The sequence below is a fragment of the Steroidobacter sp. genome (assembly GCF_036402275.1).
Classification (GTDB): Bacteria; Pseudomonadota; Gammaproteobacteria; order Steroidobacterales; family Steroidobacteraceae; genus Steroidobacter.
In genome coordinates this window covers 22,582-42,109 of record NZ_DASWTF010000039.1, presented here as the reverse complement: position 1 = coordinate 42,109, position 19,528 = coordinate 22,582, and the positions used below count along the sequence as shown (strand labels likewise).

The following is a 19,528-nucleotide window of genomic DNA, read 5'->3' as shown; positions in this document are numbered from 1 at the left end:
TGCCCGCACTCACAGTTCCAACCGATATGATAACCAACGCCGCCTTGCAACGCCGACTCGACACGCGCACCAAGCCGCAGGGCTCATTAGGCACGCTGGAGACGCTCGCCGTTCGCATCGGCCTCGCGCTCGACACCGACACGCCGGCTTTCCGTGCGCCACAAATGTTTGTATTTGCGGCCGACCACGGCATCGCCACCGATGGTGTGAGCGCCTTCCCACAGTCGGTCACGGCCCAGATGCTGCTGAACTACCTGCGAGGTGGAGCGGCCATCAATGTACTCGCGCGACAGCATGGCATCACCCTGCGCGTCGTCGATGCCGGAGTCGCGACCGACATCGGCGAACATCCTTCCCTTCTGGCTCGCGCCCCCGCCCGCGGCACACGCAACTTCCGGATCGAGCCGGCGATGACAGCCGAGCAGCGCGAGCATGCGATCGCTACGGGTCGGGCGTTGGCGCAAGACGCCCTGCGCCAAGGTTCCAATGCGTTGATGTTTGGTGAGATGGGCATCGGCAACACGGCCTGCGCGTCCATGCTGTTGCATCGGCGGACGGGCTGGTCCTTGGACGAGTGCGTTGGGCGCGGCACTGGGCTCGACGACGTGGGTCTCGCACGTAAGCGCGAACGTTTGGCGGTGGCGTCCGCGCGACGGCCGGAGAAGCTCACTCCGATCGAAACAATCACCGAGTTCGGCGGGTTCGAACTGGCCATGATCACTGGCGCGCTGCTCGCCACGGCCGATGAGAAATGTATCGCCGTGATCGACGGCTTCGCTGTCACTGTCGCAGCGCTGCTCGCCATCGAAATCGATCCGCGAGTGCGTTCCCGCTGCATCTTCAGCCATTGCTCCGCCGAGCACGCGCATCGTCAACTGTTGGCGCACCTCGATGTGAAACCCCTGCTCGACCTCGGAATGCGACTTGGCGAAGGCACCGGCGCGGCGATGGCATGGCCCATCATCGACGCTGCCGCACGCTTGATGACCGAAATGGCCAGTTTCGAATCCGCCGGAGTGGACGATCGCGCCTCATGAACAGCGAAGCGCACAGCGTCCGCCCTTCATGGCTGCTGACCGAGCTGCGCCTGCTGCTCGTGGCGATTCAGTATTTCACGCGCGTGCCCATGCCTTCCTGGGTGGGCCATTCGGCGGAGGATCTGAACGGCACAGCTCGATATTTCACCGCCGTGGGCATCTTCGTTGGAGCCGTCGGCGCGCTGGTGTTGTGGGCGACGAGTTTGATTCTGCCCGGGCCACTGCCGGTCATCCTCAGCACGGCTGCGACTATATTTCTAACAGGTGCATTTCATGAGGACGGCCTGGCGGACACTTTCGATGGATTGGGCGGCGGAGCGACCCGCGAGCGAGCGCTGGAGATCATGAAGGACTCGCGCATCGGCACGTTTGGTGTCGCTGCGCTCGTTCTCACAGTGCTGATCAAAGTTGCAGCGCTGAGCGCCCTGCCTGTGACACTGGCGATCGTTGTATTGATCTCAGGCCATGCGTTCTCGCGTGCTTGCGCGGTGACGCTGCTGTTTGCCGGCAGCTATGTCGGCAATCCGGAGCTGTCACGAGCACGAGCGGTTGCTCAGCCGATGGGACGAGGCGAATTCGTCTTCGCGGCCTTGATAGGTATCGCACCGTTGTACTGGTGCGGCATGCACGCGGTCGCGGGTTTCTTCGGCGCGCTGTTGGTGCTGTACGCCTTGGCTCGTTGGTTCATGCGACGGCTCGGCGGCTTCACCGGCGATACGCTGGGCGCTGCGCAGCAGCTGACCGAAATCAGTTTTTACGTGGCCATGCTGGCGTCGTGGAACTCTTTCTGATCCGGCACACCGCGCCGGCGGTCGCGAACGGCATTTGTTACGGTCGCACGGACGTGGCGCTCGCGGAGACGGCGGACAGCGATATTCAATTGGCCCTCGAGCGACTGCCCAAGTTCGATCTGATCTATTCGAGTCCGGCACAGCGTTGCGCACGCCTGGCGACGGCGCTGGCGCAAAGAGACGCATGCACGCTCACCTTGGCGCCCGACCTCCAGGAGCTCGACTTCGGGCAATGGGAGCAATTGCCGTGGACTCGAATTCCGAGGGAACATAGCGACCCGTGGGCTGCGGATCCCTGGAACCGGTCGCCCCCCGGAGGAGAAACAGAACAAGCTCTATGGACCCGAGTCGCCACCTGGTATCGAGCGGCGCTCCCCGCGCCGGTCTCCCGCTGCGCCATCGTCGCGCACGGCGGGCCGCTGCGCGTTTTGCGTTGTCTGGCGGCCGGCCTGCGCATGGAAGACCGGTGGTCCTGGAATCTGAACTGGGGCGAGCACGCTCGCTTCGACATTCTCCCTGGCTGACAGCATCGGCTGACATGACCCATCCTTGCGCGCCGCGTAATAACTTCCGCGCTGCCCGGGTCTACTTCCCATGAGCGTTGACAGTGCCGGCGAGCGTGGGCGCTTCGAGGCGCTGTGCATGCCGTTTCGGGCCGATGTGTTTCGGTTCGTCTATTGGTTGTGTCGGGATCGGGCTTTGGCGGAGGACGTGGTGCAGGAGACGCTGTTGCGGGCCTGGCGATCGTTGGATTCGCTGGGCGACGAGGCAGCGGCGCGGCCCTGGCTGCTCACCATCGCGAGGCGCGAGCTGGCGCGGGTGTTCGAGCGTAAGAGATTGCCGATGGTGGACATCGATGTGGCCAACGAATCGGAGCCCGAGGCGCTGGCCGTCGACGATCGGCACGAAGTCGCGGAAATGCGGCGCGCGATCCTGAAATTAGATGTCATCCACCGCGAGCCGCTGGTGTTGCAGGTGTTGCTGGGTTATTCCACCGAAGAGATTGCCAAGCACCTGGAAATCAGCGTCGCCGCGGTGCTGACGCGATTGTTTCGTGCGCGACAGGTGCTGCGTCAACAGCTGGTAGGTGCGGAGGGCGCGCGGTCATGAACTGCGAAGAGCTCCGAACCATCGTGGGCGCAGAGCCCAACACCACCAATCCCGATGTGCTCGCACACATCGCGAGCTGCCCGGACTGCGCGCGCTATCGCGAAGAGATGCAGGCGATGGATCGTTTGATCTATCGGGCACTCGCCGTCGACGCTCCTGCCGGGCAGGACGCGGCTCAACTGTTGTCGAGAAAGCGCGCGCCAGCGCCGCGTTTGTGGCGAATGGCCGCAAGCGTGCTCGTCACAGTGCTCGTCGGCGCAATGTCACTGTGGCTGCTGACACCTCGAGAAAGCTTCGCCCAAGAAGCCATCGCTCACATGAAACACGAGCAGTTCTCGATGGTCCGCACGTCGGAAACTGTCGATGCAGCACGCCTCGAGCAGATCATGTCGGCAGCGCGAATGCGTTTGAAGCCGGGCGCAGCGCGAGTTTCATACGCTCAGTACTGTGAATTCCGCGGCCAGCGAATTCCACATCTCGTCGTGCAGACCGGGCAAGGACCGGTCACCGTGCTGGTGGTGCCTCATGCGCCCACCCAGAAGCAGGAGCGAATCGACGAAGAAGGCTTCGAAGGCATGATCGTGCCCGCGCCGCGCGGCGTGATCGTGGTGCTGGGTAAGGAGGTGCCGGTGGACGATGTCGCGTGGACGGTATTGAGCGCGCTGGAATACCGGTGAGATGGGCGCTGGCGAACCAGCGCCCCAAACACATCAGCTCAGCTCGGCTTCTTCATCTTGGCCTTGGCCGCATCGCACTCGGCCTTGGTCATCAGCAAATAACCCTTGCCCTTGCACGAGTTCTGCCCCTGGCACGCATTGGTGGCCGTGCCGCAGGCCGAGTGGCCCTTACACGCATTGACGCCTTCGCATTTGACTTTGGCTTCGTCCGCCGCGTTGGCGGTCATCGCCACGCTGCTGAAAAGCAATGCAGCGGCGGCAGCCATGGCGGCGCGAGTGGCTTTTTGAGTGCTCATGAATCTTTCTCCTCGATGATTATTGGACGTATGCGGTGAAACGGATCGTCAGCGATGCCGCGAACAGCATCTAGCGCACCAGACCGGGCCGGTCGCCATTGCATTACATCCTGGCGAAGTAATAAGCCAGCCACGCCACCGGTCTATAGCCTGACACTGTCTTACCGGAGCTGAACATGCTGAGCGACGCTTTGATGGACCCGAACAGCACGTGGGCGCGCCTGCTGGACAAACTCCAGGCGCCGTTCGCGCTGGCCTCGCGAGTGTACGTGAGCTGGGTGTTCCTGAAATCGGGCTATCTCAAGCTGTCGGACTGGGACAGCACGATCGCCTTGTTCGAATACGAATATCGCGTGCCGCTGCTCTCGCCTCACCTGGCGGCTATCGCCGGCACCGCGGGCGAGCTGGTGTTCCCCACCCTGCTCATCCTCGGCCTGTTTGGCCGGATCAGCGCGCTCGGCCTGCAGGCCGTCAACGTGCTGGCGGTCGTTTCCTATGCGCACGTTCTGTACCAGGAGGGCTTTGCGGCCGCCATCGGCCAGCATTACTTCTGGGGGTTTATCCTGCTGGTGCTGGCCATCTATGGCCCGGGCCCGTGGTCGCTGGACCAATGGCTGCACCGGCGGCGGGCAGGCCGGGCTTGACGATTGCCCGCCCGAACCGCATCCTCGCGCCGCGCGACAAGTTCCCCATCAGGGGATTCAAAGGGAACTCGGGTGTGAAGCCCGGGCTGCCCCCGCAACTGTAAGTGGTTCGCCGCGCGTCAAAAAACCACTGGCGAGGCCGACGGAAACGGGCCCGCCGGGAAGGTGACGCGAGGACTTCAGCCACCAGCCAGGAGACCTGCTTGCCGCCGTCGTCCATCGATCGGCCGGGGTGTGCCGAGAGAGCGGGAATTTTCCCTGTAGAGGCGACCGGTGCATGGGTCGCGACGCGTTTCGAGTTGCAGCCCGTGCGGTTTGTAACTTGCCGCGGAGCCTTTTGTGTCCACCCATCGCTTTGCCCATCGGGCCTCTTCTCGTCTTCTCGCCATTTCCATTTCCTTGCTGTTGCATCCGGCGTTGTCAGCCAGCGCCGCCGGTGTCGATGACGACGTCGAGGACGTCGTCGTCACCGCGAACCGCATCCAGCAACAAACCGCACGCGTTGGCGATTCGGTGACGTTGATTACTGCGGAGGAACAGCGCCGCAGCCAGAAAACGGCCCTCTCCGATCTGATCGCAATGACGCCCGGCGTGACCGTTACCCGTAACGGCGGGCTTGGCGCCACGACGGCGCTTCGTATTCGCGGCGCGGAGACGGATCAAACTCTCGTGCTCATCGACGGCGTGAAAGTCAACGATCCGTCGCAAGCCAGCGGCGGCTTCAACTTCGGCAATCTGATCGCGACCGAGTATGCAAACATCGAGGTGCTGCGGGGCCCGCAATCCACGTTGTGGGGCAGCCAGGCCATCGGCGGCGTAGTTCACATCGTCACGCCCACGCCCGAAGGCCCGCTGTCCGGATCTCTGGCGGTAGAAGGCGGGACTCACGAGAGCGCGTTCGTTCGCGGCTATGCTCAGGCCGGCGGCGATCGCTTCGCGTGGCGAGTGGCCGGCGGCTATTTGACCAGCGATGGAATCTCCGCGTTCAGCCGTGAACGTGGCGGTCGCGAGCAGGACGGTTATCGCAACGTCGGTTTCAACGTGCGCGGCATTCTGCATCTCACTGAGAATATTTCCGCGGAAGTGCGTTCGACCTGGAGCGACGGACGCTCGGAGTACGACGGTTTCCGAGCGCCGCTGTTCGACTTGACCGATACGCCGGAGCACGACAAGACCGAAGAGCTGGCGAGCTACGCGGGCTTGAATATCTCCGCGTTCGACGGACGCTTCGAGAATCGCATCGGCTTCTCTTACACGGACACGGATCGCCAGAATTTCGATCCCAGCTCGACCGTGCCGCTCACGTTCGACGCCAGTGGCAAAAACGAGCGCTGGGAATATCAGGGCACGTTGCGCGTCTCCGATCGGCTCACTGGTATCGTCGGCCTGGAATCGGAACGTTCCGACATGAGCTCCGCGTCGCCCACGGAGTTCGAGCCGAATCCCACGCCAGTCGCGGACGATGTGCAGATCGACAGCGTGTATGGACAGATTACTGCGACGCCGATCGACGCTGTGACGTTGAGCGCGGGCGTTCGCCACGACGATCACGACACGTTCGGCGGCAACACCACCAACCGCGCGTCCGTCGCCTGGTCGGCCACTTCTTCCACCATTCTGCGCGCCAGCTACGGCGAAGGTTTCAAAGCGCCCACGCTGTATCAGCTGTACAGCCTGTACGGCAACGTGAACCTCGAGCCCGAACAGGCCGACAGCTGGGACGCCGGCGTGGAGCAACGCTTCTTCGATTCGAAACTGGCCGTATCGGCGACCTACTTCGACCGCGACACGGACAACATGATCGACTTCGTGTCCTGTTTCCGGGTGACCACGCCGGAATGCCTGGCGAAACCGGACGGTTATTACGAGAACGTGCAAAAGACCAATGCGGAAGGCGTCGAGCTCGCACTGAATGCGCAGCTCACCGAACGATTGGTCCTCTCCGCGAATTACACGAACATGGAGACGGAGAACACTGCGCGCGGCACTGCAAACTTCGGGCGCTCGCTGCGGCGTCGTCCGAACGAAACGGCCAATGCGCAACTGAGCTACGACTGGCCCATCGGCCTCACGACTACAGTGGCCGTACAGCATGCTGGCCGCAGCTTCGAGGATGCCGCCAACAGGATCATTTTGGACGGCTACACACTGTTCGACTTCCGCGCTTCATATGCCGTCAGCGATTCGCTGGAGGTGTTTGGCCGGATCGAGAACGCGTTCGACGACGAGTACGAAACCGTCTTTGAGTACGGCACGCCCGGCCGCACGTACTACGGCGGCGTCCGGCAGCGGTTCTGATGAACAGCGGCGCCGATATCGCAGCCGGCCGATTTGCCCATCACGGCGGTCGGCTGTGCGTCGCGCGCTCGCTGTTTCCAAACGTGCCGCAGCCGTGGATCGATCTGTCCACAGGGATCAATCCATCGGCGTACCCAGCGCCGCGAGCTTCGGCTCGCGAGCGCAATCGTCTGCCTGAGCCGACCGAGCTGGCGAGATTGGAATCCGTGGCCGCCGCGGCTTTCAACGTCGATGATCCTTCACGGGTGGTGGCGACCGCCGGGACGGAGAATGCACTACGACTGCTGCCGTATGTGATGAAGATGGCTGCGGCCGTTGTCGCTGGTCCGACTTATAGCTCGCATGCAGACGCTTGGTCTCGCGCCGGAATCGAAACGCAGGTTTGCGCAGACGCGGACTTGATGGCGCGGGCCGTCGCGAACAGCGCATCGAGCGGGCGCGATGCCGCGCCCGGCAGAATTGGCGGCGGCGATGTCGCGACAGCGATGACCGTCGTCAATCCAAACAACCCCGATGGGCGCGTGCTTGCTCGAGAGCAGTTGCAGTCGTTGCATGACTCGTTGCACCCGAGCGGCGGCGTGCTGATCGTCGACGAAGCTTTTGCCGACCTGGAACCACAGCACAGCGTCGCGGCGCTCGCAGGCAGTGCTAGCGCGCCCAGCACGATCGTGTTGCGGTCGTTCGGAAAGTTTTATGGACTGGCCGGCGTGCGGTTGGGCTTTGTTATCGCCTCTGCCGCCATTGCCACTCAACTGCGTCACGTACTGGGCGATTGGCCGATCTCGGCCGACGCGCTCCGCGCTGGACTTGCGGCTTACGCGGACAACGCGTGGGCTGAAAAAACTCGCCGCCGATTGAGCCGCGCCGCGGAGCGGCTGGACAAGTTGCTCATCGGCGGCGGGATGACCATCGTCGGCGGAACTTCGCTGTACCGATTGGCTCGCGCTCCGAACGCGCGTGCTCGATTCACGCAGTTGATCTCACACGGCATTCTGGCTCGGCCCTTCGATTACGACAGCACGTTGTTACGCTTCGGCCTGCCGCTCGCATCGAACGATTGGCGACGCCTCGCCGACGCGCTGAAGGTGCAACCATGAGCACACCGATCGACGGCCTTTCCGACGCTAACCAGGCCGAAGCCGAGCGCGATCGACTTCACGCCGAAGAGATGAAGCGCCGGCAGGCCGAACGGCGCGCCGAGCGCGCGACCAAGAAAGAGCGCGGCGGCTTGCTCATGATTCTCACCGGGCCCGGCAAGGGAAAATCATCGAGCGCTTTCGGCATGGTGGCGCGCGCGCTGGGCTGGGACATGCGCATCGGCATCGTGCAGTTCATCAAGGGCAAGTGGCAGACCGGCGAAAAGCATTTCTTCCGCCGCTTTCCCGATCTGGTGACGTTCGAAGTCATGGGTGAAGGCTTCACTTGGGACGTGCAGGACCGGCAACGCGACATCGCCGCCGCGCAGAAGGCCTGGCAGCGCAGCTGCGAGCTGATCAACGATCCCGATTACGATTTCATCCTGCTCGACGAGCTGAACATCGCGATTCGCAATGACTACGTCAGCATCGCCGACGTCGTCGCCTTCTTGAAGGACCGGCCGCGCGACAAGCACATCTGTATCACGGGCCGCGACGCCCGCCCCGAGCTGATCGAGATCGCGGACCTCGTCACGGAGATGACGCTGATCAAGCATCCCTACGAGGCCGGTTTCAAGGCACAACGCGGAGTCGAATTTTGAGACTCCGGCTGGCAGCGCTGTTCAGCACGCTCGTTCTCGCTGCCACCCCGACATTGGCCGCGGAGGACGCGAATCATCCGATGCGCATCGTTTCGTTGAACATGTGCGTCGACAGTATCGTCATCGAGCTCGTTTCTCACGATCGAATCGCGGCTCTCTCTCATTACGCTCGCGATCCGCAGCGCTCCACGATCTCGGCCGTGGCTCAGCATCTGCCGATTACGTATGAGACGGCCGAGGAAGTCGTCGCACTACGCCCTGACCTCGTGCTCACCAGCCGGCACTCCGCCATCGCCACCCGCAATGCTTTGAAACGAGTTGGCATACGGTTCGAGCTGTTCGATGTTCCAGATACGGTCGCCGACAGCCTGGCTCAAGTCAGGCAGGTCGCACGTTTGCTTGGCGCGGAACGTGAAGGCGAAGTGATGGTGGCCCGCATCGAAGCAGCGCTGCAGGCTGCGCGGTTGCCCCAGGATCAGAAACCATTGACCGCTGCGATCTATCAGCCGGGCGGCTTGTCGGCGGGCGCGAATACAGTGGTTGGCGAGTTGATGGAGCTCACCGGGCTGCAGAACATCGCCGCGCGTTACGGGGTCACGCAATATCGTCCGCTTCCTTTGGAAGTATTGGTCGCCGCGCCGCCTGATGTTTTGCTGGTGGGCGAGACTTCGCCGGGAGCGCCGATGCGGGAGGAGAAGGTCGTGAAACATCGCGCCTTGCGAGCTTTGGAATCTCAAATGACTCAATCCGTGTTTCCGGCGAGACTGTTGTATTGCGCCGGCCCGACCATGATCGAATCCGTCGCCGCGCTGGTGCGCGCGCGTGAGAAAGCTCAACTAACCTTATTGTCGGCAGGGAGTGCGTTGTGACGGTTCGTCGCTGGGCGCTTCCATCGCTGCTGGCGCTGGTCGTCATTCTTGCGTTGCTGTCTATCGCGGTCGGGCGCGTGACGCTCACTTGGGATGTCTGGTCAGCACAGGACGCGGTGAGCCGCGCGATTCTTGTTGAGCTGCGCCTACCCCGCGCGATTCTTGGCCTGCTGGTTGGCGCATCGCTCGGCATGGCCGGCGCGGCCATGCAGGGTTATTTGCGAAACGCTCTCGCCGAACCTGGCACGCTCGGCGTGTCGGCCATGGCCGCGCTCGGCGCCGTACTGAGCATCTTCTTCAATATCGCAGGACTTCATCCGTGGGTATTGCCGATCTGCGGCGTCATCGGGGCCATGACCAGCATGGCCGCTTTGTTTGTTTTGTCAGGAGCGGCAGCCAGCGTACTCACTCTTGTGCTGTCAGGAATCATCCTCAGTTCGCTCGCCATCGCCGGCATTTCGTTGGCATTGTCGTTATCGCCGAGCCCCTGGGCGGCTACCGAAATCGTGCGATGGATGCTGGGCAGTCTCACCGACCGCAGCTTCGATGAGCTGGCCATCGCCGCGCCACTGATCGTCGTCGGCTGCGCGGCCTTGCTCGGCTGTCGTCGGTCGCTCGATGCCCTCACCCTCGGTGAAAGCGGCGCACGCTCGCTCGGTATCGATCTGAACAGAGCACAATGGCAGCTCGCGCTCGGCATCGGGCTGATCGTTGGAGGCACCACGGCGGTCACTGGCGTCATCGGGTTCGTGGGTTTGATCGTGCCGCATTTAATGCGGCCCCTGGTCGGCTCGCGGCCGGGCGCGCTATTGATTCCCAGTGCGATCGGCGGGGCCGCTCTGGTGCTCGCGGGTGACATCGTCGTGAGATTGTTGCCTGGGGGATCGGAGCTCGAACTGGGCGTGGTGATGTCGCTGATCGGGGCGCCGTTCTTCTTTGTGTTGCTGCATTCAATGCGCCGGAAACTCACATGACGCGGCCCGCCAGCAATCTCAAGATCAGCGGACTGCAGTTCCGGCGTGGCAGCCGGGTGGTGCTGGATGCCATCGATTTGCACCTGCAGTCGGGCGGGGTCACCGCCGTGCTCGGCCCCAATGGCGCCGGCAAATCGACGCTGCTATCGTGCATTGCCGGCCTGCTCCGCCCGGAGCGGGGCTCGGTCGAGCTGGACGGAACGTCGCTGCTTTCCTTGCCTGCCATGCAACGCGCGCGCCGCATCGCTTTCCTGCCACAGACGCCCGAAATCGCGTGGGCTGTCGACGTACAAACATTAGTCGGCCTCGGACGAATTCCTTATCACGGCGTCAGCAGCGACGAGGAAGATCGCGCCGCTGTGACTCGCGCCATGGCCAAAACAGAGGTTTCCCAGTGGGCTGATCGCCCTGTTACGACCTTGTCGGGGGGCGAGCGTGCGCGTGTGCTGTTGGCTCGCGTGCTCGCCGGCGAATCTGATTGGATTCTCGCGGATGAGCCGTTCACCGGGTTGGATCCGTCGCATCAGTTCGAAGCAGCCGAGCTGCTGCGTTCGATCGCCGGCCAGGGCGGTGGCGTGGTCCTGACCATTCATGACCTGACTCTTGCGGCCAGAATCGCCGATCGCGTGGTGATACTCGATGGCGGTCGAATCGTTGCTGACGGCTCCCCCCGAACTGCGCTCACACCGCAGATCCTGCGCGATGTTTACAACATCGACGCGCAGTGGCTCGTCGATGACAGCGGCGAGACGCCGCCGATGATTGCGATTCACGGGCGGGCGGCGCGAGGATAGCCAGCATGTCCGATCCTTGGCTACTGCTGGCGGCGTTGATCGTTGAAGCCTGCATCGGGTATCCCCAATCGATCTATCGCGCCATTCGGCATCCCGTTGTCTGGATCGGCATCGGGATCGAGGTGTTGGAGCGACACTTGAACCGGCCCGAGCTGGGCGACGAAACACGTCGCTGGTTCGGCATCGTTACGGTCGTGGTGATTGCCGGCAGCGCGGCCGCGGTCGGCTATGCCGTGCAGGCTCTGGCAGGAAACATCTCTTTTGGTATGGCGTTGATCGTGCTGATCGCCACGAGCGGTTTAGCGCAGCACAGCTTGTACACGCATGTTCGCGCCGTGCTGAATCCGTTAGCCGAGGGTGACTTGGTCACTGCTCGGCGGGCGGTCTCGGAGATCGTCGGCCGAGATACAGCTTCACTCAGTGAATCCGGCGTGGCTGGCGCGGCGCTCGAAAGCCTCGCCGAGAGTTTCAACGATGGCATCGTCGCACCGGCATTCTGGCTGTTCGTCGGCGGCTTGCCTGGATTGTTTGCATACAAAGCCTTGAACACGGCCGACAGCTTGATCGGCCATCGCGAGCCGCGATGGAGAATGTTCGGTTGGGCCGCGGCGCGCTTCGACGACGTCGTCAATCTCATTCCCGCTCGACTCGCCGGAGCGCTGCTCGCGATTGCGGGCGGCGGCGGGTTGGTGGTCATGTGGCGCGACGCCCCGAAACACGCTTCGCCTAATGCGGGCTGGCCGGAAGCCGCCATGGCAGGCGCTTTGCGAATCCGACTCGGCGGCCCGACCGCTTACGACGGCGTCATGCATGAGCGGCCGATCTTCGGCGCGGGCGCCTCGCCTACCGTCGAAGATCTCAAGCGCGGCTTGCGCATCTATGTTTTCGCCTGCGGTTTGCTGTGGCTGACGGCTGCGCTGGCCGGCTTCGTAGTCTCGGAGTGGCACGCGATCTGATGGCCGCGATCATGATCCAAGGTTGCGGCTCGGACGTCGGCAAGTCATTGCTGGTGGCCGGACTCTGCCGACTGTTTGCTAATCGTGGCTTGGTCGTTCGTCCCTTCAAACCGCAGAACATGTCGAACAACGCGGCCGTCACGCCCGACGGCGGCGAGATCGGTCGTTCGACGGCGCTACAGGCGCTCGCCTGCCGCACGCCGCCCACGGTCGATATGAATCCGGTGTTGCTGAAACCGCAAAGTGACATCGGCGCGCAACTGATCGTTCGCGGCCGCCGGCAAGGCGTCATGCAGGCGAGCGCGCACGGACGAGACAAACGCGAGCTGTTGCAGATTGCGGTGGAGAGCTTCCGTCAATTGCAGAGCGAAGCGCAGCTAGTGGTCGTCGAGGGCGCCGGTAGCCCGGCCGAAACCAATCTGCGCACGCACGACATCGCCAACATGGGCTTCGCCCACGCGGCCGACGTGCCCGTCGTGCTGGTCGGCGACATCGACCGCGGGCATGTGATTGCCTCGCTCGTCGGCGCGCACGCCGTTCTCGACGACATGGATCGTGCGCGGATCCGCGGCTTCATCATCAACAAGTTTCGAGGCGATGCTCGTTTGTTCGATGACGGCCTGCAGACGATCGAAAGCCGCACTGGGTGGCAACGTCTCGGCGTCGTGCCCTGGCTGCACGAGGCCGGCGCGCTGCCGGCCGAAGACGCCATGCAACTCGATCAGTCTCTGGCTGCATCTTCTGGAACATCGCCGGGACGACGCGTTCGCATCGCCATCCCGAGACTGCCTCACATCGCTAACTTCGACGATTTCGATCCCTTGCGCACGGAGCCGGATGTCGAGCTGATGTTTGTTCCGCCAGGCAAGCCGCTGCCGCTGGACGCCTCGCTGATCATCCTCCCCGGCAGCAAAGCGACCATCGCCGACCTCGAGTTCTTCCGCTCCCAAGGCTGGGACATCGACCTGCTCGCCCACGTCCGCCGCGGCGGCCGCGTGCTCGGGATCTGCGCGGGCTATCAGATGCTTGGCCATGAAGTTTCCGATCCCGAGCGCATCGAAGGCCACCAAGCCAGCGCTCGTGGCCTGGGCCTGCTCGACATCACCACCACTATGACGGGCAACAAACAACTTCGCGCCATCACCGGCGTCGACACCGCCACCGGTTCGCCGATCGCCGGTTACGAAATGCACCTCGGCGTCTCCACCGGCCCCGCGACCTCACGCCCTTTCATTCGATTCGCTAACGGAGCCACCGACGGCGCCCTCTCCCCTGATGGCCTCATCGGCGGCTGTCACATCCACGGTTTGTTCCACACCCCCACTTTCCGGGCCGCCTTCCTCTCCCTCCTCGGCGCCACCTCCAACAACGAGGACTACTCGTACCGCGTCGAACGCTCTCTGGACGCCGTCGCTGCGAGTTTGGAACAGGCGCTGGATGTCGACAGGATTGCGAGCATCGCGAAGCTCACGTTATAGCGGATCAGTTCCGCGCGATAACTTGCCATCGAACTTGGCGTTTCTGCAGAAACGTCCGGTGAGTGCCCCGAGGTGACCTACACCCGGGCGCATCAGCGATAATCGAGTTCCGCTTTAAACCCTGCCGATTCTCGCCGCGTCCAACCACGCATGAGCACGCTTCGACGAGTAGCCAACGGATTCGGCCGGCATGTCCCCTGCCTCGGGTCGTTCCTGATCGCTTTGATCGCGACCCCGACGTTCGCAGTGGACATCGACGGTCGGGTCGATCCCGACGAATGGCGAGGCGCTCAGCACATCACCGACTTCCGAAAGACGCAGCCTTTGAACGGCGAGCCGGCGACGCTGGCCACGGAAGCGTGGATTCTGGCCACGCCAGACGGGCTCGCAGTGGCGTTTCGCAACTCGCAGCCTCCTTCGGTGCCCCGCACTCAGCAACGCGTGCAACGAGATTTCGAGGAGCAGGTCGACCGCATCAACGTGATGATCGACTTCGATGGCGATCGTCGCACCGGCTACAACTTCACCGTCAGCTCCACCGACGGGATTTACGACGCCATCGTCACCAACGAATCCGAGTTCAACGAGGACTGGGACGGTAACTGGCGCCACGCCGTCAGCAACGAAGAGGACAGCTGGAGCGCCGAGGTGCTCATCCCATGGCATATCGCGCCGATGCGCGAGAACAGCGGCGATGTCCGCACGCTCGGGATCTACCTCGATCGCATCGTCGGCGTCACTGGCGAGCGGGCGGCATGGCCTCTGGCCAGCTTCGAGCGGCCGCGCTTCCTCTCCGATTTCGCACCCATCGAAGTCAGGAGCTTCAATCAATCGCTGCTGGCCATCACGCCTTACGTGTCGAGCCTCTACGACATCGTCGGCTCGGACAACGAGCTCGATGGCGGCGTCGATTTATTCTGGAAACCCAATGGACAGTTTCAGCTGACGGCGACGGCGAACCCCGATTTCGGCCAGGTGGAAAGTGACGACCTGGTCGTCAACTTCGACGCGACCGAAACCTTCATCAGCGACAAGCGGCCGTTCTTCACCGAGAACCAGGGCATTTTCGAATTCACCACGCCTTCCGATTTCAGCCAGCTGCTGTACACGCGCCGCATTGGCGGCCTGACCGACGATGGCGCAGGCGCCGCGGACATCACGGGCGCGGTGAAATTGAACGGCAGCCTTGGCGCAACCAAGTACGGCGTGTTCGCGGCCGAAGAAGCCGATGCCGTGGGTCGATCGTTCAGCGCATTACGTTTGGTGCGTGACTTCGATAGTCAGAATCTCGGCGTGCTGGCAACGCACGTGGAGCGGCCATTCCTGGACCGAACCGCCACCGTCGTCGGCATCGATCACAACTGGCGACCGACAGCGCGTTGGAACGTGCGCACGCGCCTCATCGGCAGCGACATCGATCAGAACGGCGAGAGCACCACTGGTGACGGCGGCACGATCTGGGCGGACTATGAGATGGATCACGGCTGGCGCCAGCAATGGATCGGCATGCACTTCGCCAACGATCTGCAGATCAATGACGCCGGCTATCTTGAGCGCGCGAGCCTCAACTACGCGCACTGGCAGTTCAACCGTCGCTTCACCGAGTTGCCGCGAGACTCCCGCTACATGTCGAAGGATTGGCGCTGGCGCGTCAGCTCCGCCTACAACGATCACGGGCAACTGCTGAATCATCGATTTCGGATCAGCCGCGACAGCAAGCTCCGTAACGGCAGCACCGAATACGGAGAAGTGAACATCAACAGTGCAGGCGTCGACGATTTGCTCACCCGCGGTAACGGCCCGGTGAAGCTGCCGCCCAACTTCGACGCCTACTTCGAATTCGTTCGGCCCAGGGATGGCAACTGGTCCTATCTGTTGGAGCTGGAGACCTTCAGCGGCGGGCTGTCCGGCAACGACAGGGTTGGCTACAGCGTGAACATCGAGCCGACTTATTTCATCAGCGATGCGCTGAATGTCTATGTAGGTGTGTATTTCGAGCGCGATCCGGACTGGCTGGTCTGGCAGCGAGAGAATCTCATCGGCAGTTTCGACGCCGAGGAAGCGGATCTCAACGCCGGCTTCAACTGGATCATCAGCAACCGCCAGGAACTGCGGCTGCGGCTGCAAGCCATCGCCGTCGACGCCAACGTTCGGCGCGGCCATCGGGTGGATCTCACAGGCAACGCCCAGCCCGTCGATGAAACCGTCGAAGACTTCAGTGTGCGCAACCTCGGCGTGCAGCTTCGCTACCGATACGAGTTCGCTCCGCTTTCGTTCCTGTACGTGGTCTACGGTCGCGGCGGATACGAGCAGGCGAACGATCGCAGCGACTCCGCAGGGCTGCTTCGCGACACGTTCAGTCTGCGCGATGACGAACAGTTGCTGGTCAAGCTCAGCTATCGATTCGAGTCGTAGTGCTTCAGGTTAACGACCAGCTACCCTGCCGCTGCGCGGACCGGCTTGCTCTGTGCGAACAGATCGTATCGATCGAGATTCATCACCTTGCTCCACGCCGAGACGAAGTCCTGTACGAACTTCCTGCCGGCATCGTCGCAGGCGTACACCTCGGCCAAGGCGCGCAGTTGTGAGTGCGCGCCGAACACGAGATCTGCCGCTGTCGCATTCCATTTGACAGTGCCTGTCGCGCGATCGTAGCCCTCATACACGCCCTTGTTAGACGCTGAAGGGCGCCAGGCCGTGGCGGTGTCCAGCAAGTTGACGAAGAAATCATTCGTCAGCGTCTCTGGTCGGCTCGTGAAGACGCCGAGCTTCGACTGTCCGTGGTTCGCCGCCAATGAGCGCAGGCCGCCGAGGAGAACGGTCATCTGCGGCGCTGTCAGCTTCAACAGGTTCGCGCGATCGAGCAGCCGCGTCTCCGGCGACAATGGATCGTCCGCTCGGAAATAGTTGCGAAACGCATCGGACAAGGGCTCCAGCACGTCGAACGTGTTGACGTCGGTCTGCTCCTGGGTGGCGTCCGTACGGCCTGGTTGGAACGGCACGTTGATCTCATGACCTGCTTTGCGCGCAGCCTCTTCGACGGCAGCGCAGCCCGCGAGAACGATGAGATCGGCGAGCGACACTTTCTTCCCGCCATCTGACTTGCTGAAGTCCTGCTGCACTCGTTCGAGCGCTTGCAGCACCTTGGCGAGTCGGGGCGGCTCGTTCGCTTCCCAATCTTTCTGTGGCGCGAGACGTATGCGCGCGCCGTTGGCTCCACCTCTCTTGTCGGTCCCGCGAAAACTGGCGGCGGCATTCCATGCGGTGGAGACCAGATCTGAAATCGACACACCCGACGCGAGCACGGCGCGCTTCAACGCTTTGATGTCCTCGTCGCCGATCAAGGGATGATCGACGGCAGGAACAGGATCCTGCCACTGCTGTGGCTCGGGCACCCACGGACCCAAGTAGCGCGAGCGCGGCCCCATGTCGCGGTGAAGAAGTTTGAACCACGCTTTTGCAAACGCTTCGTTGAGTTGCTCGGGGTGATCGCGGAAGCGCTTCGCGATCGGCGCGTAAATGGGATCGACTCGCAGCGAGAGATCGGTAGTGAGCATCGTGGGCGCGAGGCGCTTGTTCTTATCGAACGCATCCGGAACGGTGCCCTGCGCTTCCGGATTCTTCGGCTTCCATTGATGGGCCCCCGCGGGGCTCGTCGTCAGCTCCCACTCATACTTGAACAAGTTCTCGAGGAACCCGTTGTCCCACGTCGTCGGATTGTTCGTCCATACGCCTTCGAGACCGCTCGTGATCGCATGCGGGCCCGCGCCTGTGCCGAACTTGTTCTTCCAACCGAGCCCTTGCTCATAAATCGGAGCACCTTCGGGTTCCGGACCGATGTTGTCAGGAGCCGGCGCGGCGCCGTGCGTTTTTCCGACCGTATGACCACCGACGATGAGCGCGACCGTCTCTTCGTCGTTCATAGCCATGCGCGCGAAGGTCTCACGAATGTCGCGCGCTGCGGCGGCAGGATCGGGCTTACCGCCAGGCCCCTCAGGATTCACATAGATGAGGCCCATCTGCACGTTGGCGAGGGGCCGTGCGAGCTCGCGATCTCCGCTGTAGCGCTCGTCGCCCAGCCAGGTGTCCTCCGGACCCCAGAAGATGTCCTCGGGCTCCCATACATCCGGCCGCCCGAAGCCGAAGCCGAACGTCTTGAAGCCCATCGACTCGTAAGCGACGTTGCCGGCGAAGATCAACAGATCGGCCCACGAGATCTTCTGTCCGTATTTCTTCTTGATCGGCCACAACAAACGACGCGCTTTGTCCAAATTAGCGTTATCGGGCCAACTATTGAGAGGCGCGAAGCGCTGCTGACCTTCACCACCGCCGCCGCGACCATCGGCGATGCGATAAGTCCCGGCCGCGTGCCAGGTCATGCGAATCAAGAGCGGGCCATAGTGACCGTAGTCCGCGGGCCACCACGGCTGCGATGTCGTCATCACCTCGATCAAGTCCTTCTTCAACGCCTCCACGTCCAGCTGCGCGAAGTGCTCCGCGTAGTTGTAGTCCGCCTCCATCGGATTCGACAGATGCGAGTGCGTGTGAAGCACGCTTAAATCAAGCTGATTCGGCCACCAGTCTTTGTTGGTGCGCGGGCGACTGACCGTTTTCGGGGTTGGCGCCGGAATGGCCGGATTTTCGCTTTCGCTGACACTCGTCGTATGTTGCTTGTCAGGCACGGCCGCCGCTCCTGTGCTGGTGGAGCGAATGATGTTAGTCCTGCGAACGACTGGTCATCAGTCGAACATTCCCGACGAATTCGCATGTCGCGCCGCTTGGGCGCGGGGCTCACCGTATGCGGCCAAAAGCCTACAAGGACTTAGAGCTGGCGCAGGACGTTCGTTGATCTTGGGGATGGGTCGGCGGCGTTGCTCAACGCGCCACTAGCTCGTCGTAGCTGGGTAGATTGATACCTTCAGCCAATGCATCTTCATACTCGGCGCGCAGCGAGTCGAGCACGCCGTGGTATTGCTGCAGCATATCCTGAAGCTGCACGCGGTCTTCGACCTCCTCCTCAGTCAGGTCGTCCAGTCGGTCGTCGGTGGCGCGCAACTCCGCAGTGAGCTCGCGGATTTTCGCGGCGAGAAGCGGGATTACCACGGCCAAGTCAAGTTCACTGATCGATCGCATGAAGATTGACCTTGTCACTCGGAAAAGTAATTGCGTGACTACCGCTTGCGCGTGGGTGCAGGCGATGCCGCCTTCTTCGCGATGTCGAGATTCGAGAACACTGCATCGAGCAGCACTTCGAGCTGCGCCAATTCGGCAGGATCGTCGGCGAAGAAAGCTTGGTCGATCGCGAGGGCAGAAAACCCGTGCATCATGGACCAGGCAGCAATAGTGGGCGCGAGAGACAAATCCCCCACAAGCTCGGAGGTGGCCTTACCACGAACCGCCTGGTCGAGAACTCTGAAGGCACGAAGCCCCGCTTGGTAGAGCCCCTCGTCTGTGAGATGGAACGCCGAGGTGCGCCACATGAGACGAAACATGCCCGGCCGCTTCTGCGCAAATCGCAAGTAAACACGAGCAACGGCGATAACGGTCGCTTGTCGGTCGCTCACGGCCTCCAATTCGTCCGCGAACTCACGGAATCCTACGGTGGCCACTGCCGTCAACAGACCCCGCACGTCGCCGAAGTGGTGAGCTGGAGCTGCCGCAGATACGCCGGCCCGACGCGCGGCAGCGCGCAGAGAGAACCCGTCAGGGCCGGCTTCCTCAACGATTTCCACGGCCGCACGTATCAGTTCCTCTCGGAGCGCGCCGTGGTGGTAAGGCTTCGATTCCTTGGTCACGGCGCCGACACGTTTTCTGGAACGGCCAATCTTGACAGCGTTAAGATCCTTGGGCATGCTCAATCTTAACA

At 62.6% G+C, this 19,528-nt stretch carries 19 protein-coding genes and 1 riboswitch; of the genes, 15 read left to right on the top strand and 4 right to left on the bottom strand.

Annotated elements, in window-relative coordinates:
• The first annotated feature begins 26 nt into the window (after positions 1–26).
• From cobT to VGD45_RS24525, 5 genes are all read left to right on the top strand, one after another.
• Positions 27–1,037 carry a nicotinate-nucleotide--dimethylbenzimidazole phosphoribosyltransferase gene (gene cobT / locus VGD45_RS24545; RefSeq protein ID WP_331158011.1) on the top strand — a complete coding sequence of 337 codons (1,011 nt, stop codon included), beginning with the start codon at positions 27–29 and terminating at the stop codon, positions 1,035–1,037.
• Positions 1,034–1,828, top strand: a complete 795-nt coding sequence (locus VGD45_RS24540; protein WP_331158010.1) for an adenosylcobinamide-GDP ribazoletransferase — start codon at positions 1,034–1,036, stop codon at positions 1,826–1,828. The genes cobT and VGD45_RS24540 overlap by 4 nt, the downstream gene beginning before the upstream one ends.
• Positions 1,813–2,352: a histidine phosphatase family protein gene (locus VGD45_RS24535; protein ID WP_331158009.1), complete on the top strand. Its 540-nt coding sequence runs from the start codon at positions 1,813–1,815 to the stop codon at positions 2,350–2,352. The genes VGD45_RS24540 and VGD45_RS24535 overlap by 16 nt, the downstream gene beginning before the upstream one ends.
• Before the next feature lie 70 nt (positions 2,353–2,422).
• Positions 2,423–2,938: a sigma-70 family RNA polymerase sigma factor gene (locus VGD45_RS24530; protein ID WP_331158008.1), complete on the top strand. Its 516-nt coding sequence runs from the start codon at positions 2,423–2,425 to the stop codon at positions 2,936–2,938.
• On the top strand, positions 2,935–3,615 hold the full coding sequence (locus tag VGD45_RS24525) for a DUF3379 family protein (protein WP_331158007.1): 681 nt from the start codon (positions 2,935–2,937) through the stop codon (positions 3,613–3,615). Before VGD45_RS24530 ends, VGD45_RS24525 begins: the two co-directional genes overlap by 4 nt.
• 38 nt (positions 3,616–3,653) lie before the next feature.
• On the opposite strand, the gene VGD45_RS24520 is transcribed toward VGD45_RS24525, so the two are convergent.
• Positions 3,654–3,911, bottom strand: a complete 258-nt coding sequence (locus tag VGD45_RS24520) for a hypothetical protein (protein WP_331158006.1) — start codon at positions 3,909–3,911, stop codon at positions 3,654–3,656.
• 176 nt (positions 3,912–4,087) lie between these two features.
• Here VGD45_RS24520 and VGD45_RS24515 point away from each other — a divergent pair, with 176 nt between their 5' ends.
• The 10 genes from VGD45_RS24515 (at position 4,088) to VGD45_RS24470 (ending at position 16,077) form a co-directional block, all read left to right on the top strand.
• Positions 4,088–4,555 carry a DoxX family protein gene (locus VGD45_RS24515; RefSeq protein ID WP_331158005.1) on the top strand — a complete coding sequence of 156 codons (468 nt, stop codon included), beginning with the start codon at positions 4,088–4,090 and terminating at the stop codon, positions 4,553–4,555.
• 21 nt (positions 4,556–4,576) lie between these two features.
• Positions 4,577–4,776, top strand: a riboswitch (cobalamin riboswitch).
• A gap of 118 nt (positions 4,777–4,894) precedes the next feature.
• On the top strand, positions 4,895–6,853 hold the full coding sequence (locus tag VGD45_RS24510; RefSeq protein ID WP_331158004.1) for a TonB-dependent receptor plug domain-containing protein: 1,959 nt from the start codon (positions 4,895–4,897) through the stop codon (positions 6,851–6,853).
• Positions 6,853–7,950, top strand: a complete 1,098-nt coding sequence (cobD, locus tag VGD45_RS24505) for a threonine-phosphate decarboxylase CobD (RefSeq protein WP_331158003.1) — start codon at positions 6,853–6,855, stop codon at positions 7,948–7,950. The genes VGD45_RS24510 and cobD overlap by 1 nt, the downstream gene beginning before the upstream one ends.
• Positions 7,947–8,591: a cob(I)yrinic acid a,c-diamide adenosyltransferase gene (cobO, locus tag VGD45_RS24500; RefSeq protein WP_331158002.1), complete on the top strand. Its 645-nt coding sequence runs from the start codon at positions 7,947–7,949 to the stop codon at positions 8,589–8,591. Before cobD ends, cobO begins: the two co-directional genes overlap by 4 nt.
• Positions 8,588–9,460, top strand: coding sequence for an ABC transporter substrate-binding protein (locus VGD45_RS24495; RefSeq protein WP_331158001.1), 873 nt, complete (start codon positions 8,588–8,590; stop codon positions 9,458–9,460). Before cobO ends, VGD45_RS24495 begins: the two co-directional genes overlap by 4 nt.
• Positions 9,457–10,434, top strand: a complete 978-nt coding sequence (locus VGD45_RS24490; protein ID WP_331158000.1) for an iron ABC transporter permease — start codon at positions 9,457–9,459, stop codon at positions 10,432–10,434. Before VGD45_RS24495 ends, VGD45_RS24490 begins: the two co-directional genes overlap by 4 nt.
• A complete protein-coding gene (locus VGD45_RS24485) occupies positions 10,431–11,228 on the top strand; it encodes an ABC transporter ATP-binding protein (RefSeq protein ID WP_331157999.1) in 798 nt (265 codons plus the stop codon). Before VGD45_RS24490 ends, VGD45_RS24485 begins: the two co-directional genes overlap by 4 nt.
• A gap of 5 nt (positions 11,229–11,233) precedes the next feature.
• Positions 11,234–12,184, top strand: coding sequence for an adenosylcobinamide-phosphate synthase CbiB (cbiB, locus tag VGD45_RS24480; RefSeq protein WP_331157998.1), 951 nt, complete (start codon positions 11,234–11,236; stop codon positions 12,182–12,184).
• Positions 12,184–13,662, top strand: coding sequence for a cobyric acid synthase (locus tag VGD45_RS24475; protein ID WP_349263357.1), 1,479 nt, complete (start codon positions 12,184–12,186; stop codon positions 13,660–13,662). Before cbiB ends, VGD45_RS24475 begins: the two co-directional genes overlap by 1 nt.
• A gap of 150 nt (positions 13,663–13,812) precedes the next feature.
• The gene (locus VGD45_RS24470; RefSeq protein ID WP_331157996.1) at positions 13,813–16,077 is read left to right on the top strand and encodes a DUF5916 domain-containing protein; all 2,265 of its coding nucleotides are present in this window, start codon (positions 13,813–13,815) and stop codon (positions 16,075–16,077) included.
• Between the two features lie 20 nt (positions 16,078–16,097).
• Here the strand turns inward: VGD45_RS24470 and katG are convergent, their stop codons facing one another.
• The 3 genes from katG to VGD45_RS24455 form a co-directional block, all read right to left on the bottom strand.
• Positions 16,098–18,344 (bottom strand): catalase/peroxidase HPI, encoded by a 2,247-nt coding sequence (gene katG, locus VGD45_RS24465; RefSeq protein WP_331157995.1) that lies wholly within the window; start codon positions 18,342–18,344, stop codon positions 16,098–16,100.
• Positions 18,345–18,537: 193 nt separating this feature from the next.
• A complete protein-coding gene (locus VGD45_RS24460; RefSeq protein WP_331157994.1) occupies positions 18,538–18,795 on the bottom strand; it encodes a hypothetical protein in 258 nt (85 codons plus the stop codon).
• 38 nt (positions 18,796–18,833) lie between these two features.
• Entirely contained in the window at positions 18,834–19,514 is a 681-nt protein-coding gene (locus VGD45_RS24455; protein ID WP_331157993.1) for a TetR/AcrR family transcriptional regulator, read from the bottom strand.
• Between the last annotated feature and the right edge of the window lie 14 nt (positions 19,515–19,528).

Excerpts from the sequence above, each read along its gene's own strand:
- cobT (WP_331158011.1), top strand. The coding sequence starts at position 27 with ATGATAACCAACGCCGCCTTGCAACGCCGACTCGACACGCGCACCAAG.
- VGD45_RS24540 (WP_331158010.1), top strand. The coding sequence starts at position 1,034 with ATGAACAGCGAAGCGCACAGCGTCCGCCCTTCATGGCTGCTGACCGAG.
- VGD45_RS24530 (WP_331158008.1), top strand. The coding sequence starts at position 2,423 with ATGAGCGTTGACAGTGCCGGCGAGCGTGGGCGCTTCGAGGCGCTGTGC.
- VGD45_RS24525 (WP_331158007.1), top strand. The coding sequence starts at position 2,935 with ATGAACTGCGAAGAGCTCCGAACCATCGTGGGCGCAGAGCCCAACACC.
- VGD45_RS24520 (WP_331158006.1), bottom strand. The coding sequence starts at position 3,911 with ATGAGCACTCAAAAAGCCACTCGCGCCGCCATGGCTGCCGCCGCTGCA.
- VGD45_RS24515 (WP_331158005.1), top strand. The coding sequence starts at position 4,088 with ATGCTGAGCGACGCTTTGATGGACCCGAACAGCACGTGGGCGCGCCTG.
- cobD (WP_331158003.1), top strand. The coding sequence starts at position 6,853 with ATGAACAGCGGCGCCGATATCGCAGCCGGCCGATTTGCCCATCACGGC.
- cobO (WP_331158002.1), top strand. The coding sequence starts at position 7,947 with ATGAGCACACCGATCGACGGCCTTTCCGACGCTAACCAGGCCGAAGCC.
- VGD45_RS24485 (WP_331157999.1), top strand. The coding sequence starts at position 10,431 with ATGACGCGGCCCGCCAGCAATCTCAAGATCAGCGGACTGCAGTTCCGG.
- cbiB (WP_331157998.1), top strand. The coding sequence starts at position 11,234 with ATGTCCGATCCTTGGCTACTGCTGGCGGCGTTGATCGTTGAAGCCTGC.
- VGD45_RS24475 (WP_349263357.1), top strand. The coding sequence starts at position 12,184 with ATGGCCGCGATCATGATCCAAGGTTGCGGCTCGGACGTCGGCAAGTCA.
- VGD45_RS24470 (WP_331157996.1), top strand. The coding sequence starts at position 13,813 with ATGAGCACGCTTCGACGAGTAGCCAACGGATTCGGCCGGCATGTCCCC.
- VGD45_RS24460 (WP_331157994.1), bottom strand. The coding sequence starts at position 18,795 with ATGCGATCGATCAGTGAACTTGACTTGGCCGTGGTAATCCCGCTTCTC.
- VGD45_RS24455 (WP_331157993.1), bottom strand. The coding sequence starts at position 19,514 with ATGCCCAAGGATCTTAACGCTGTCAAGATTGGCCGTTCCAGAAAACGT.